This is a genomic window from Agrobacterium sp. NPDC090273 (assembly GCF_044772305.1).
Taxonomy (GTDB): Bacteria; Pseudomonadota; Alphaproteobacteria; order Rhizobiales; family Rhizobiaceae; genus Agrobacterium.
Map to the genome: position 1 here is coordinate 851,615 of NZ_JBIVYN010000001.1, position 15,114 is coordinate 866,728.

Below are 15,114 nucleotides of genomic sequence, written 5' to 3' on the forward strand. Positions count from 1 at the left end.
TTTCATGTCGCTGATCGCCCGCACCCGCAAAGGTGCCATTGGCAAGCTTGTTCTATCGCCCGTTCGGCATCGTCAGCGTGTGGCGCTGCTGTTTGCCGCTTTCGCCATCGGTTACGGGGTGATTGCGGCGCGGCTTGTCCACTATGGCCAGGTCTCCGAGAGCGACATGACCGCAAGCATTCCGCGATCGCCCGGCGCCATTGCCTCACGCCCGGATATTGTCGACCGGCACGGCCAGCTCATCGCAACGGATGTCAATCTCGTGTCGCTTTATGCGGAACCGCGCCGCGTGGTGGACCCGAATGAGGCAATTGAAAAGCTTGCTTCGGTCATTCCCGGTCTCGACTGGGCGGATCTGCACCGCAAGCTTACCTCCGACACCGGCTTTCAGTGGATCAGGCGACAGCTCACCCCCCGACAGCAGGCCGAGATCATGCGGCTTGGCATTCCCGGTGTCGGCTTCAGGCCGGAGAAGCGGCGCTTCTACCCCGGCGGGCCGGTGGCGTCGCATATTGTCGGTCACGTCAACATCGACAATCAGGGGCTGGCAGGTATCGAGCGTTATCTCGACCGGCAGGGTCTGGCGGATCTGCGCGATATCGGCCTGACGGATGCTACGGACCTGAAACCCGTCAGGCTTTCCATCGATCTGCGTGTACAGAGCATCGTGCACACCGTGGTTGTCGATGCCATGAAGAACTATCGGGCGGAAGCGGCAGGCGCGGTTGTGATCGATGTCGACACCGGCGAGGTGCTGGCGATGGCCTCCGCCCCCGATTACGACCCGAACGAACCCTCACGCCGCCTTGTGGATGGCGCAATCGACAAGGACTACGAAAAGGGGTGGTTTAACCGCATGAGCAATTCCGCGGTGGAAATGGGCTCGACCTTCAAGGCCTTTACGCTCGCCATGGGGCTGGATGCCGGTGTGGTGTGTCTCAATTCGGTGATCGATGCCTCCCGCCCCTTGAAAATGGGCGGTTTCCTTATCCGCGATTTTCACGGTCGCGGCCGACCGCTGACAATTCGCGAGGTGTTTCGGTATTCCTCCAACATTGGCACCGCCAAGGTCGCCGATCTGGTGGGACTGGACAATCACCAGCGGTTTCTTTCCAGGCTGGGCCTGCTGTCACGCCTGCAGACGGAATTGCCGGAGGTGGCCTCGCCCGCGGCGCCCAGACACTGGAAGAAGATCAATTCCGCGACGATTTCCTTCGGGCACGGTCTGGCGACAACACCGCTGCAGACGGCCGCTGCCGCTGCGGCACTCGTCAATGGCGGCATGTTCCGTCATCCGACCTTTATCGCCGGCAGCAATGCCCGCAGCCAGATGGACGGGACACGGGTGATCGAGGCCGCCACCAGCGCCAAGATGCGTGAGCTCTTCGCCTATAACGGCACGCAGGGCTCCGGCCGAAACGCGCAGGTCTCGGGATTCGATGTTGGCGGCAAGACCGGAACGGCGGAAAAGGTCATCAATGGCAGATACGCCAAGAACCTGAACTTCAACACCTTTCTTGCCGCCTTCCCCATGCACCGGCCCCGTTACGTGGTTCTCACCATCGTCGACGCGCCGCTTTCCGGCGAGCGCGGCGGGCGGCTGGCCGCTTACAACGCCGCGCCCATGGTGCGCGATATCATCACGCGGGCCGCGCCACTTCTCGGCGTTCGCCCCTCATTCGGAGACCAGAAGGCATCTCCGCTGATGAACTATTGAGGGTATCTGCAGACATGAGTGAATTTTCAGGTGGTTTTCGATGAGCGCGTCACCCACCAGCGACATCGTCCATATTCTCTATCTCGTTGCCATCGTCGCGGAGGCGATGACCGCAGCCCTCGCCGCCGGGCGCCGCGAAATGGACTGGATCGGTGTCTTCCTGCTCGGCTGCATCACTGCTCTTGGCGGCGGCACGGTGCGGGATGTGTTGCTGAACCACCATCCCTTGTCATGGGTGGCAACCCCCAGCTACCTGCTGGTCACGGGCCTGTCGGCTCTGGCGACGATACCGCTGGCGCGCTACATGCATCATCTGCGCAAGATGTTCCTGTTTCTCGATGCGATAGGACTGGTGGTCTTCACCGTCATCGGTTGCCAGATTGCGCTGACCATGAACCAGCCGCTGGTTGTTGTGGTGGCGGCCGGCATGCTGACCGGGTGCCTTGGCGGCGTGTTACGTGACATCCTTTGCAACGAGGTGCCGCTGCTGTTCCGCTCGCAACTTTATGCCACCGTATCGGTGTTCACCGGCCTGGTTTATCTGGCCGCACCGCATCTCGGGCTGTCGCACACGCTCACCACCCTCCTCGCCATGGGGCTTGGCCTGGTGTTGCGTCTCCTCGCCATCCGCTTTGGCTGGAGCATGCCAAAATTCGTCTACACCAGGGATTTGCATTGACTGACGGCCTCACCGGTTTAGGGTCCGGCCATTCCGATATTCTGGCCAAAAAGGATGCAGGTCTTGGCGCCATTGATGTTTCGCAAAGCCGTAGAGACCGATCTGCCGGCGATTATCGACCTGCTCGCCAATGACGTGCTGGGCGCCAGCCGGGAATCGACCCAACCAGAAGATATGGAACGATACCGCGCAGCGTTTCGCGACATCACCGGCGATGCCAACCAGTTCCTGTGTGTTGTGGAAGACGGCGACGAGATTGTCGGAACGTTTCAGCTCACCGTCATTCCCGGCCTGTCACGCGGCGGCGCAAAGCGCGCCCAGATCGAAGCGGTGCGCGTTGCCCAGAGCAGGCGAAACGAGCAGATTGGCGAAGCGATGTTCAAATGGGCCATCGATTACAGCCGCTCGCAAGGATGCGCGCTGGTGCAACTGACAACCGACAAGGCACGCCCCGACGCGCACCGGTTCTACGACCGGCTGGGCTTTGAACCAACCCATATCGGTTACAAGCTGCGTCTTTTGTGAGCGACCACCCTATGACCTCAAATCTGACTGGGTCAGTGCAATCGATTTCGTCCCGGCCCTATGTTCTTGAAGACAGTGTTGCTTGCCTTGCTGTCTTCGACAGCAATGTCCCGCATTTCTTCGCCGAAGAGGAACGCCCGCAGTATGCGGAATTCCTGACGGGACTTGCCCTGCAGCGGCCGTATCTGGTGTTTGAGGATGCCACCGGCATCATTGCCTGCGGTGGACTGGAGACCTTACCGGAGAAGAGGACGGCGTTTCTGTCGTGGGGCATGGTGGCGCGCGATCATCACGGCAAGGGTGTCGGGCGACTGCTGACGCAGGCGCGGCTTGAGCTTGCCAGAAACCTGCACGATGTCGACAGCATTACCCTGAACACCAGTCAGCACACCAAAGGCTTCTATGAGAAGTTCGGCTTTGTCACGACCAGGGTTACGCCGGATGGCTATGGCGTGGGGCTGGATCGCTGGGATATGGTTCTGACGTTGAAATAAGAGCGACGGCTGAAGTCTCTTCTCGGTCGCGCAAGCAAACCTCGCCATGAAGGCGCTTGCCACGAGGGAGGCGCATTCCCTGCCCGTTCTTTCTCCCATGCGGGGACGGAGCCATCGCATTGGACGCGGATTTCCACGTCCTCGCTGTGGCGTTAATGCTGTACGCGATCGTCGGCCTGACGGTCAGGCCCCGGATGGATTGTCCAGAATGAACAGGTCGTGCCTGTCGTTTGGAACGTCAGGCACAACTGTTGTTTTGCATCACCAGACGATGCGGGCGCCTACGCGGCCGGAGAAGAGGCGGAAGTCCTCGCCGCCGAGGTTGAACTCGTAGGATGCGTTCGCATAGATCGAGGTGTTTTCCGAGACCTTGGTGGTGAAGCCTACGCCGAGTTCCAGGCTGGTTTCTTCCCAGGACGGGCGAATGGCGGTTTCGTTGAAGTGGATCGTGTCGCTGGCCTTGAACTGATGCCAGACATTGGCCAGCACGAAGGGGCTGAACGGCCGCTCGTTGATCGTGTAGTCGCCTTCCAGACGCATGCCGACACGGCCCGTCCAGGAATCGTTGTTATCGTAGCTGATCCGGCCTCCCGGATCGTTGGCCTCGTTGAAATTCTGGTACTGCCAGTAGATCTGCGCCTGGGGTTCGATGACCCAGTTTTCGGAAATATCGAACTTCTTGCCGGCCTCCAGCGAAGCCGTCCATTCCCGGCCGTGGAAGCTGGTGCTGTAGTCGGCAACCGAGTCCGTATCGATGCTGAGCCAGGAGTGCATGAGAATGGCGTCGATGTAGGACTCGTCTTCCCAGGTGTGCGTCCAGTAGGCACCAAGGCTATAGGCGTCGACATCGATGTTGCCGATTTCGATGACCCGGTCGTAGATGTTTCGGGCGCGCATATCGCCCCAGCCGCGCGCATAACCGGCCATCACACCGAAGGTATCAAGCTGGCCATCATCATGCTCGGCACGATAGACCGGCGCACCGAACTGCAGGCCCCACTGGTTGCCCTTGAAGCGCTGATCGGCAAAGGAGCTGAGGTCCTGACGGTATTGATCGCCGAAGAAGCGGGTCCAGACGATATTCTTGTCCGCCTCGTCACCGAACCAGGCCTGTTCGCCGTGACGCTCATGGAACGTGCCAAGCGCAACACGCAGCAGGCCGCGAACAACCGTCGGCGTCGCGCTGAGGATCGGGACTTCAGGACGGATCAGTGTGATGTCGCCGTCGTCACCGCCGCCGCTGCCGCCTCCATCACCATCACCGCCGCCTTCTTCACCGCCGCCGCCGGGCAGCAGCCATTCGGGTAAATCCGGGTTGGTGGTATCAATGCCCTGGAAGTTGTTGCGCAGGTACCAGTTGTTTTCAGTGCCGGTGGTCACGCCGCCCTGAACGAGCTGGTATTCATAGATACCGGCAGAGGCACGGCGGGCGAGATTGAAGGTACCCGAGCCCGTGGTCGCACCGTTAATGGCTTCCACGACGAGAATACCGTTCTGCGTCGTCTCCGCACCGGCGCCACCGACATTGGTAACGACGAGGCCGGTGGTGCCTGATGTCGTGCCGTTGGAAATTACCAGCTTGTCGGAGGGGGAGCTGTCGCTTGCCAGCACGGTATTGAGCCAGAGCTGGCCGCCAAAACCGCGATAATTGCCGACGATGGTGAGGCTGTCCGATGTCGAGTTGGAACCGTTGGTCAGATCGATGAAACCGGAGTTTTGCACCTGAACCAGATTGCCGCCAACCGCCGGGTTGATGCTCCACGTGCCGCTACCGGCTCGCAGATAGCTGGAACCGTCAATGACAAGACCACCTGTCAGGGTTCCAGTGTCCCCCAGTGTCAGGGTGTTGTTCATCGTCAGTTCGGAGCCGTTCGTCAGTTCGATACGCTCCCAGTTGATCAGCCGTCCCGGATTGCTGCCCTTGGTATTCGACCAGGTCAGAATGTCTGTACCGAGACCACCATCGATCTGAATGCCGCGGAGATGTTCATCGGTGAGACCGGAGAAATAGGCCGTGTCGTTTTCGGTACCCATGTCGATACCGCCGATCAGGCCACCGACCCAGACCATCGCATCGGCGCCGGAGCCCGCTACCAGCGATCCCGTGACTTCGCCGCCGGACAGCCGAAACTGGTCGTCGCCATCGTCCTGATTGACCGTTGCGCTGACGCGGCCGCCGCGCATGTCGAAAATATCGTTGCCGGAGCCTTGCGAGACGCTGCCGTTGATCTGGCCCGGATCGTAGTTGATGATCGTATCATTGCCCGTTCCGAGCGAGATGTTGCTCTGGATCGTGCCGTAGTTCTGCACGTAGGTCTGGCTGGCGCCGGTCACGAAGATGCCGCTGTTCAGCGATGCACCAGTATTGTTGGTGATGTTGGTCTGGCCATCGCCATTGATGGTGATGCCATTGTTCAGCGTGCCGTCATTGGTGATGACGTTGGTGCTGTTGCCGGTGAAGCTGAAGGCCGAATTGATGAAGGAGTTGGCGTAGTTGTGGACGATGTAGGTGCCATCGCCACTCACCACCAGACCACCGTTGATGGTGCCGCGGTTATCGAAGACGAGTCTACTGACATCGGTAATGCCGACGCTCTGCAGATTGCCCGAGGAGTCGACCGTCAGAGTGCCCATCGTGCTGGCCGTGAACGGACCATTCAGGTTGGTGCCCTGTTGTATCTGCACATTCAGGCTGCCTAGGCCGGTTGTGGTGAAGCCCGCCGGATTGCCATCACAGACAACCGTATCGCCAGAAGACGGCGTGGTCGGCGTACAATCGGCAAGTGCCGTTCCCGTGTAGGGAAAGAAGAGCAAGGCGCTGGTAAGCGGCAGTCCAAGCTTCAACTGAAATGCACCGGAGTGCGAAAAGGAAAAGAAACCGGGTATTCTGTTCTGTCTCGAACTACGCATCAAACGTGCCCCCGCACAAGACTTGCAAATAATTGAAAAAGCAGAATTTTATCTGACCTAAAATCTCCCGTGCAAATCGGTGGACGCTTCAAAAACATCCCATGAATTTTCCGTCGGCAAGTCTCGATCCTCGCTGGTGAGGCGAGGCAGGCATGCCGACGATCTTCAATTTCCAGCCGATGAGGCTAAAGCGGGAGGAGAATTTTTCGCATCTCCCCTCCAGTCTTGCGCCACCCGGACAATCATGTCGGGGGTATGCGTGATCCGTGTGACGTCTCGTCGGAAAGGCCGTCTCAACACGGAAATCGGAGCGTGGCGCCCCTATGTTTGTTATTGTTTCCGAATGTAAGTGACTGATAATAAAACGCAACCAAAAGACTATACGACTTATTCTAGATTGTTTTTCGCAACTTGACGATGGGGTGATTTGAAAGATTCGCGCTAACGTTTATATGCTGAGCAATGTTGCGTTGCTGTAAGACAGATGCGAGCGATCGAGAACTGCGTCCGCGTTGCTACCGAGACGCAACACTCTTAGGTGGTACAGCGACTGAGTTGGTGGAAAATAGATGAGTTCAAACGATTGCCAAATTCCATCAGAAGCCCTGCATATCTGCTGGGAGTTCGCGCGTGGCGACAGGGACGTGAAAAGCTTTGAAGGATGGCTCTACTCTGCTGCTGAGGCCGAACCGGCGTTAGGTCCTGACAGGTTCCTAGAGGCTATCTCAATCAATTTTGCAGACGCAAAACAGGTTGCAGAGTTTCGCCATTCTCTAACGGAAACATTGCCAGCACCGGGAGCCTGCAAGTGTCATACATTTTCCAGTCCTAAGTGCGTTTCTTTGGGCGGTATTTCCCTTGGCACCTTTGAACATGTGGAGGACGGCGTCGGCCATATGTTCTGGTTACACCATTTTCACTGCAAGGCTTGCGGGACGGACTGGTGGCTGGCAAACGAACAAAGAATTTTCGATGTCTGGATGCTGTTTCGGGGCAAGAACAACCAACCGAGTGTCAGCACATATAGAGAGCTTTTATCGCTCGCCATTCAAATGGGCGGATCGGTAAGATATGTACAACCGGAAAATTCTCTCGAAATTCCTTTTACGATAGAAGACCTCGCAACAGAGCAACCAGGCATTCCACTCAGTGAAATTGCTAAACTACTTCCTATCCCGTTCGATGTAGTCCGCCGACATGCTCTGCAAGTCGTCACGGACAAGGGCGTTCGGATAGACCTCGAAAACTGAACTGCGGCTCACAGACGCCGCCGTCCATAGTCACCCCAGCAGAATGCCCCCTGCTCCCATCAGCACCACCACCAGCCACGGCGGGGTTTTCCAGATGACGAGGAGTATGAAACCCGTGAGCGCCAGCGTGAAATCGTAGGCGTTCAGGATGGCGCTGGTCCAGACAGGGCTGTAGAGCGCGGCACCCAGAATGCCGACGACAGCGGCGTTGGCGCCGCGCATGGCGGCCTGGGCCATGGGGCGTTTGCGAAAGCTGTTCCAGAATGGCAGGGCACCGACCAGCAGAAGGAAGCCCGGCAGGAAGATGGCGACAAGACAGATGATCGCACCGGTGACGCCGTTCGGTTGCGGCTCCATGGCCGCGCCGAGATAGGCGGCGAAGGTGAAGAGCGGTCCGGGAACGGCCTGCGATGCGCCATAACCGGTCAGAAAGGCATCGTTGCCGAGCCAGCCGGGATTGACGACCTCGGCCTGCAGCAGCGGCAGCACGACATGGCCGCCGCCGAACACCAGTGAACCGGACCTATAGAAGGCATCGAAAAGGTCCAGCCCTTGCGAACCTGCCACGGAGGCGATGACCGGCAGGCCGACGAGGAAACCGAAAAACGCAACGAGCGAGGCAACGCCGACGCTGCGGGACACCCGAAACGCCAGATGCGGCGTGCCGGTAACGACGCCATCACGACAAAACACCAGACCCGCCAGCGCGCCAAGACCAAGGGCGGCGATCTGGCCGATGGCGCCTGCGGCAAACACCACGATAGCGACGGCGGCAAGCGCGATGCTGGCCCGTTGCCGATCCGGCGCCAGGCTACGCGCCATGCCCCAGACCGCCTGCGCCACCACGGCAACCGCGACGATCTTCAGGCCGTGCAACAGACCGGTGCCGATGGGACCGTCAAAGGCTGTGGCCAATAATGCGAAGGCCACCAGCAAGATCGCCGATGGCAGGGTAAAGGCGGCCCAGGCGGCAAAGGCACCAAGCGGCCCGCCGCGCAAAAGACCAAGAGCAAAACCCACCTGACTGGATGCCGGGCCGGGAAGAAACTGGCAGAGCGCAACGAGATCGGCATATCCGGCTTCATCGATCCACTTGCGGCGCACCACAAGCTCGTCGCGAAAATAGCCTAGATGGGCAATCGGGCCGCCGAAAGAGGTCAGACCAAGTTTGAGGAAGGCAAAAAATACCTCCGCCGGCGTGCCATGCGGCTGTCCTGCCATGCCTTCACTGCCCGTCTCTGCCGAAGATGTCACCACTGCCCCTCGCCCATGCTGCCCGCAACGCTATGCGGATGCCCGATGACAGTTTTATGAAGGCAATGGCTGTAAATGCAAAGCGGCACTGGCAGATCAGCCGGCGCGCACCTCTTTTATGGCATTCTGCAACGGTGCGGGGTTGGTAATCCCTTGTAATGACGATAAAAGCGCCTGAAACGCCAAAAACAGCGAAGAAGTATCCATGCCGCAAATCTATGTCGATGCCGATGCCTGCCCGGTGAAGCCGGAAATTCTGAAGGTTGCGGAACGGCATGGGCTGGAAGTGACCTTCGTGGCCAATTCCGGCCTGCGCCCGTCACGCGATCCGATGGTGCGCAATGTCATCGTTTCCAGCTCTTTCGATGCGGCCGACGACTGGATTGCCGAACATGCCGGTGAAGACGACATCGTCGTGACCGCCGACGTGCCGCTGGCGGGGCGCTGCGTCGCCAAAGGCGCGCTCGTGACCGGACCGACAGGACGTGTGTTCGACAAATCGAATATCGGCATGGCCACAGCCATGCGCGATCTTGGCGCGCATCTGCGCGAAACCGGCGAAAGCAAGGGTTACAACGCGGCATTTTCACCGCGCGACAGATCGGCGTTTCTGGAGACGCTTGACCGGTTCTGCCGTCGTGTCAAAAAATGACCGGCAAGCCGGAGCGCGCCCATGACAACAACCACCCAGAAGAGCAGTTCGTATCGTCGGCACCAGCCGTTTTATGTCGCCTTTCTCGTCGGCATTGTCGGGCTCGTTCCAGCGGTGATCTTCATGCCGTCGCTGGCGGTTGAAATTGCCGCAATCCTGTTTTTCCTGACCTATCTGGTCATGATCGCCGTGCGGCTGCCGCAACTGACGGCACGGCACCTGAAGGCGCATGCCGATACCGATGACCTGCCGGCACTTGCGATTACCGGCGTCACGCTTCTCGCTGTCGGTGTTGCCGTGGTCTCGCTGTTTCTGGCATTGAACCATGCGGCCGGACAGACCGTGTGGACACTCTGCCTCGCCTTTGGTTCGGTAATCCTCGGCTGGCTGACCATCCACACCATGACGGCGCTGCATTACGCTCATCTCTACTGGCGCCCGACGACCGTGGACGGCAAGCCGCAGCACCGTGGCGGCATGGATTTTCCCGATACCAAGGAACCCTGCGGTTTCGATTTCCTCTATTACGCCGTGGTCATCGGCATGACGGCGCAAACCTCCGACGTCGCGCTGACCACGACCTCCATGCGCAAGGTGACCTTGCTGCATTCCATCGTTTCGTTTTTCTTCAACACGATCCTCGTCGCCGCTGCCGTGAATGCGGCCGTCGCGCTGGCGGGCTGATCTTTTTTACATTCAAGCATCATCAAGGACTGATCTCATGAATATCATTTCGCAAAATACGGCGTTCGGCGGCATGCAGGGCGTCTTTTCCCACACGTCGGAAGCCTGCAAGAGCGAAATGACCTTTGCCGTTTACGTGCCACCGAAAGCGATCAACGAGCTCTGCCCGGTTGTCTGGTATCTTTCCGGCCTGACCTGCACCCATGCGAACGTGATGGAAAAGGGCGAGTACCGCCGCATGGCATCCGAACTCGGCCTGATCATCGTCTGCCCCGACACCAGCCCACGCGGCAATGACGTGCCGGACGAGCTGACCAACTGGCAGATGGGCAAGGGCGCGGGCTTCTACCTCAACGCCACCGAAACGCCCTGGGCCGAGCACTACCAGATGTATACCTACATCACGGAGGAGCTGCCGGCTTATATCGCCACGCATTTCCGTGCGGACATGAACCGCCAGGCGATTTTCGGTCACTCGATGGGTGGACATGGCGCGATGACGATTGCGCTGAAGAACCCGGAGCGCTTCAGGAGCTGCTCGGCTTTCGCACCGATCGTCGCACCGTCTTCCGCCGACTGGTCGGAACCGGCCTTCGAAAAATATCTCGGCGCTGACCGTGCCGCATGGCGCCAGTACGATGCCTGCTCGCTGGTGGAAGACGGCGCGCGTTTCCCCGAATTCCTCATCGATCAGGGCAAAGCCGATGGCTTCCTGGAAAAGGGCCTGCGTCCGTGGCTGTTTGAAGAGGCGGTGAAGGGCACCGATATCGGCCTGACGCTGCGCATGCATGAGCGCTACGACCACTCCTATTACTTCATCTCGACCTTCATGGACGAACATCTGAAGTGGCACGCCGAACGTCTCGGCTAAGACGCCAGAGCGGAGCGCTCTTTTTCACGCGATTTTCGAATTGTCAGGGAAAGAGCGCGGTTGCCAGAGTTGCCGGACCGGGATGATTGAGGCGGAATTCGCGGATCACCCGTTCGGCAACGCCATAGGCCAGCTCCTGCTCCAGCGACTGGCCGTTCAGCCCCACCACCGTTGCAGTGAATTTTGCCTCGGCAATCACCTCGCCCGTCGAGACGGCCGCGGCGCGAACGATGACGCGGGCGGATGCCCTTTCGCCAAACAGCATCGAGGCGCGGGTTACCGATGCAAGCCGGATGGTCAGCACCACGCGGGGCCGCATCTTTTCGCGCGCCGTCATCTTGATGGCGTTCAACACCTGCGCATGAATGGATTGCATGAGAGGCGCGGAGACATCGGGCTTTGCCGCCACGAACGCACCGCGCACATCGTAAAGAAGCCGCCCAGCGTCGGTCGCTTCCGGCTCCAGCCGGAAAGACATGAGCGCGAAACACGCCAGCACAAAAATGCCAAGGCGCCCTGGACGAATGGACATGACCTGCGGCTCCCCTAACGTAAGGTAGCCACATATTCGATCATCAGGGTTAAAAAAGCGTCAAGCAGCCGCTTTCAGCGCCGCCAGAAGCCCGGCAGCAGCCCGCATCTCCACCAGCTTGTAGGCGCGGCGTTCAAGCGCTTCTTCGTCTTCGCCCCACTGTTCCGCCGTCCAGTCCTCGTCGAGATGGGCGAGCGCCCAGGCTTCTTCGAGCGTCAGCTCCTCTTCCGCCACGGCCAGCGCCAGAATGGCGGAGCCGGTCAGCGTCGTCATGGTGTGGAGAGCGGCAAGCGCGATCGGCGTATCGTATTTGCGCAGCGTGAACGCGAAGGCCGACACAGCCTCTTTCGGCTGCTCCTGATGCATGACACCTTCGATCAGGATGAAACGTGCGCCAAGCGTGTTGGCCGCCCAATCCAGAACCGGGTCCCAATGCGTGGCCTGACGTTCCACCAGACGGGCGGGATCGCTGGCGCGGTAGCAGAGGAGATCGCTGGAGGAAAACCGCAGGATATCTTCGAACACGGCCTGTGTGTCGCTGGCAATGCCGTCGATTGCCGTATTCACATGGCGCGAAATCGGCATGATCGCCGGATTAACGACCTCCGTCTGCGCATCCCATTCGTCGCGCAACAGGTCGGCCGCAGCCTTCGTCGGCACGGTCAGGCTGTGCTTGGCGGGTGTGCGCAGGGTCTTGCCATCGAGAAGAATGGCAAAACCGCCCTCTTCCGCCTCGGCAATCGTCACGTCCTTGTAAAAACGCTTCGGCAAGGGGCGCTGCATCTGCTTTTGGGCGCGCAGGATCGGATCGGGGTGGCTCAGCCCCTCGGAAAGATCGTTCAGGAGATCGCGCATAACACGTCCTTCTTGGTCTCTGGTATCGGCTTAGTCGGGAACATAGGCCGGAATTTCATTGGGATGGCTGACGACAGCGTCGGCGCCGGCTTTCCAGAGATCGTCAACCGAGGCGTAACCCCAGGCAACGCCGATCGCCGTTGCGCCCGCAGCCTTGGCCATCTGCATGTCGTAGATGGCATCGCCGATGACGATAGTATCGGCCGGAACCATGCCGGTTTCATGGCAGCATTCCGTGACCATGCCCGGATGCGGCTTGGACGGGCAATCGTCTGCCGTGCGAGACACGATGAAGTGCTGGCGCAAACCGTGCGTGTCCATGATGAGATTGAGGCCACGCCGCGACTTGCCGGTGACAGCGCCCATCAGCACGTCATCACGGGTTGCCAGCCGGTCGATCATCGGAGCGATGCCGTCAAACAGCGGCTCCTGAAAACCGGCTTCGGCGCGGGTTTCCTGAAAGATCGCCTTGTAATGCGCGGTCATCGCCGTTGCCTCTTCATCGACATGCGGTTTGCCCTGCATGCGGGCAATGGCGATATCGAGGGTGAGGCCGATGATTGCCTTCGTCTCGGAAATATCCGGACGATCGTAACCGAAATGCACGAAGGTGCGCGCCATGACCTCGTGGATCAGGCGCGCGCTGTCGACCAGCGTGCCATCACAATCGAACAGGACCAGTTTCATTGATCGTCCCTGTCGCCATCAGCCTGATCGAAACCGAGCAGGTTCCAGGTCTGCACCATGTGCGGCGGCAAAGGTGCCGTGATGCGCAGACGCCCGCCCGAAGGGTGCGGAATGTCGATGTGGCGCGCATGCAGATGCAGACGCTTCTGGACGCCACCGGGGAAATCCCAGTTCGGATCGTCGATGTAATATTTGGGGTCGCCGATGATCGGGTGGCCCATATGCAGCGCGTGTACGCGAAGCTGGTGCGTGCGGCCGGTGTAGGGTTCCATTTCCAGCCAGGCAAGGTTCTGCGCGGCGGTGTCGATGACCCGGTAATAGGACACGGCATGATCCGCACCGTCTTCGCCATGCTTGGCGATACGCATGCGGTCGCCATCCGGCGTCTGCTCCTTGACCAGCCAGGTCGAGATCTTGTCCTGGTGCTTGCGCGGCACGCCCCTCACCAGCGACCAGTAGGTCTTCTTGGTGTCGCGTTCGCGGAAGGCAGCCGTCAGCTTCTGCGCAGCACCTCGGGTGCGGGCAACCACCAGCACGCCGGAGGTATCACGGTCGAGACGATGCACCAGACGCGGCTTTTCGCCCTTCTGGCTTGTCCAGGCTTCCAGCAGGCCGTCAATGTGGCGGTTCACACCCGAGCCCCCCTGCACGGCAATGCCGGCCGGCTTGTTGAAGACGAAGACCTTGTCATCTTCATGCAGCAACATGCGCTTCAGGAGATCGCCGTCTTCGGAGTGCTTGAGGTCCTTCGAACCGATCGGGCCGGTCTTGACCTTCGCATCTGATTCCAGCGGCGGAACACGCACCATCTGCCCCGGCTGCACGCGGGCGTCGGTCTTGACGCGGCCGCCATCGACACGCACCTGTCCGGATCGCATGAGCTTCTGCAACTGACCGAAGCCCAGCCCCGGATAATGTACCTTGAACCAGCGATCGAGGCGCATACCGGCCTCATCGGCCTCGACCTTGATATGCTCGATACCTGCCATAAAAATTCCAGTCTTTCTGTCTGATCGCGCGCTCACGTCATCGGCGCGCCGTTTGGATCAGCCTTTAGAGCAAACTGCGTCCCAAGGCCAGCCCGGCAAAAACAGCAACGATCGAAACAACCAGTGTGGCGATGACGTAAACAGCCGAAAGGCTGAGGGCGCCGCGTTCGAACAGGGCAACGGCATCGAGCGAGAAGGACGAAAATGTCGTGAAGCCACCGAGCACGCCGGTAACGATGAAGAGGCGCATTTCCGCCGATGCATTCAGCCGCCGCGCGATCAGTTCGACGAGAAAGCCGATCAGGAACGATCCCACGACATTGACCACCAGCGTGCCCCAGGGGAAGGCAGGCCCGGCAACGCGCATGCTCCACACGCCGACGAGGTAGCGAAAAACCGAACCGATGGCGCCACCTGCAGCGACGAGTGCGATATTCAGCATCGATAATGTCTCCGGTCTAAAAAAAGAGCCTAAAGGATATGGCACGCCCGGACCATGGATGGAGAGAGCGAAAGGCGCCAACGACTTACCGTGCCGACGCGCCGATTTCACTAAAATTCAATTAAACAACCGCCTCCCGATTTAGCTTCACGGCAAGAGGTCATCGGTATTGTTAAGCTTTCATGACATCGGCAGCAGGGGCCGGAGGGTGAATGACACAGGTTCTTTCAGTTTCGGCGACCACGGCCGCCTATGCTCTTGAAGCACAAAAGCCCGTACAGCGCGTGTCGCGCAAAAGCGAAGTAGAGCACGCCATTGAAGAACTGGCGCGCAAGGCCGAAACGGGCGACGACTTTCAGCTCAGAGGATTGATGACAGCCGTGCGCCCACCGGCGCTGACGCTCTACTTCCTCACCGCCGCCAGTCAACGGCAGGAACCGCAGACGACGCTCTCAGAGGCCGTGGAGGCTTACGACGACAACAGCGGCAACAAAAATCCCGAAAGCGACGGCTCCAATCGGGATATCGCAGAGATCCTATAGCCCGACCTCCGGGCACTGTCTGACGTCACAA

At 59.6% G+C, this 15,114-nt stretch carries 16 protein-coding genes; 9 read left to right on the plus strand and 7 right to left on the minus strand.

All coding sequences use genetic code 11. The features are described 5' to 3' along the window. Positions 1-4 precede the first annotated feature (4 nt). The 4 genes from ACIQT8_RS04250 to ACIQT8_RS04265 all read left to right on the plus strand — a co-directional run bounded on the left by ACIQT8_RS04250 (position 5) and on the right by ACIQT8_RS04265 (position 3,415). The gene (locus tag ACIQT8_RS04250) at positions 5-1,717 is read left to right on the plus strand and encodes a peptidoglycan D,D-transpeptidase FtsI family protein (RefSeq protein WP_400963861.1); all 1,713 of its coding nucleotides are present in this window, start codon (positions 5-7) and stop codon (positions 1,715-1,717) included. A gap of 40 nt (positions 1,718-1,757) precedes the next feature. Next, on the plus strand, positions 1,758-2,396 hold the full coding sequence (locus tag ACIQT8_RS04255) for a trimeric intracellular cation channel family protein (protein WP_400963864.1): 639 nt from the start codon (positions 1,758-1,760) through the stop codon (positions 2,394-2,396). Between the two features lie 75 nt (positions 2,397-2,471). Beyond that, positions 2,472-2,921, plus strand: a complete 450-nt coding sequence (locus ACIQT8_RS04260) for a GNAT family N-acetyltransferase (protein ID WP_400963867.1) — start codon at positions 2,472-2,474, stop codon at positions 2,919-2,921. 11 nt (positions 2,922-2,932) lie between these two features. Next, the gene (locus ACIQT8_RS04265; protein WP_400963871.1) at positions 2,933-3,415 is read left to right on the plus strand and encodes a GNAT family N-acetyltransferase; all 483 of its coding nucleotides are present in this window, start codon (positions 2,933-2,935) and stop codon (positions 3,413-3,415) included. A gap of 261 nt (positions 3,416-3,676) precedes the next feature. Here ACIQT8_RS04265 and ACIQT8_RS04270 read toward each other — a convergent pair whose 3' ends face one another. Then, positions 3,677-6,325, minus strand: a complete 2,649-nt coding sequence (locus ACIQT8_RS04270) for an autotransporter outer membrane beta-barrel domain-containing protein (protein WP_400963874.1) — start codon at positions 6,323-6,325, stop codon at positions 3,677-3,679. A 569-nt stretch (positions 6,326-6,894) separates the two neighbouring features. Between ACIQT8_RS04270 and ACIQT8_RS04275 the strand changes: the two genes are divergently transcribed. Then, complete coding sequence (locus ACIQT8_RS04275; protein WP_400963877.1) at positions 6,895-7,575, plus strand: hypothetical protein; 681 nt, start codon at positions 6,895-6,897, stop codon at positions 7,573-7,575. A 30-nt stretch (positions 7,576-7,605) separates the two neighbouring features. Here the strand turns inward: ACIQT8_RS04275 and chrA are convergent, their stop codons facing one another. Further along, positions 7,606-8,796 carry a chromate efflux transporter gene (chrA, locus tag ACIQT8_RS04280; RefSeq protein WP_400964380.1) on the minus strand — a complete coding sequence of 397 codons (1,191 nt, stop codon included), beginning with the start codon at positions 8,794-8,796 and terminating at the stop codon, positions 7,606-7,608. Between the two features lie 238 nt (positions 8,797-9,034). Between chrA and ACIQT8_RS04285 the strand changes: the two genes are divergently transcribed. From ACIQT8_RS04285 to fghA, 3 genes are read left to right on the plus strand one after another with little or no spacing between them, the layout of a single operon-like run. Then, positions 9,035-9,481, plus strand: coding sequence for a YaiI/YqxD family protein (locus tag ACIQT8_RS04285; RefSeq protein WP_138795415.1), 447 nt, complete (start codon positions 9,035-9,037; stop codon positions 9,479-9,481). 21 nt (positions 9,482-9,502) lie between these two features. After that, the gene (locus ACIQT8_RS04290) at positions 9,503-10,165 is read left to right on the plus strand and encodes a DUF1345 domain-containing protein (RefSeq protein WP_138795416.1); all 663 of its coding nucleotides are present in this window, start codon (positions 9,503-9,505) and stop codon (positions 10,163-10,165) included. 37 nt (positions 10,166-10,202) lie between these two features. Then, on the plus strand, positions 10,203-11,036 hold the full coding sequence (fghA, locus tag ACIQT8_RS04295) for an S-formylglutathione hydrolase (RefSeq protein WP_400963882.1): 834 nt from the start codon (positions 10,203-10,205) through the stop codon (positions 11,034-11,036). 43 nt (positions 11,037-11,079) lie between these two features. On the opposite strand, the gene ACIQT8_RS04300 is transcribed toward fghA, so the two are convergent. From ACIQT8_RS04300 to crcB, 5 genes are all read right to left on the minus strand, one after another. Beyond that, complete coding sequence (locus tag ACIQT8_RS04300; protein WP_138795418.1) at positions 11,080-11,568, minus strand: hypothetical protein; 489 nt, start codon at positions 11,566-11,568, stop codon at positions 11,080-11,082. 60 nt (positions 11,569-11,628) lie between these two features. Beyond that, complete coding sequence (locus ACIQT8_RS04305; protein ID WP_262525507.1) at positions 11,629-12,423, minus strand: ATP12 family chaperone protein; 795 nt, start codon at positions 12,421-12,423, stop codon at positions 11,629-11,631. Between the two features lie 30 nt (positions 12,424-12,453). Next, positions 12,454-13,110 (minus strand): HAD family hydrolase, encoded by a 657-nt coding sequence (locus tag ACIQT8_RS04310; RefSeq protein ID WP_138795420.1) that lies wholly within the window; start codon positions 13,108-13,110, stop codon positions 12,454-12,456. Beyond that, positions 13,107-14,099 carry an RluA family pseudouridine synthase gene (locus ACIQT8_RS04315; RefSeq protein ID WP_400963887.1) on the minus strand — a complete coding sequence of 331 codons (993 nt, stop codon included), beginning with the start codon at positions 14,097-14,099 and terminating at the stop codon, positions 13,107-13,109. Before ACIQT8_RS04315 ends, ACIQT8_RS04310 begins: the two co-directional genes overlap by 4 nt. A gap of 64 nt (positions 14,100-14,163) precedes the next feature. After that, on the minus strand, positions 14,164-14,541 hold the full coding sequence (gene crcB, locus ACIQT8_RS04320; RefSeq protein ID WP_400963890.1) for a fluoride efflux transporter CrcB: 378 nt from the start codon (positions 14,539-14,541) through the stop codon (positions 14,164-14,166). Positions 14,542-14,753: 212 nt separating this feature from the next. Between crcB and ACIQT8_RS04325 the strand changes: the two genes are divergently transcribed. Continuing rightward, positions 14,754-15,083, plus strand: a complete 330-nt coding sequence (locus ACIQT8_RS04325; protein ID WP_400963893.1) for a hypothetical protein — start codon at positions 14,754-14,756, stop codon at positions 15,081-15,083. Positions 15,084-15,114: the final 31 nt, after the last annotated feature.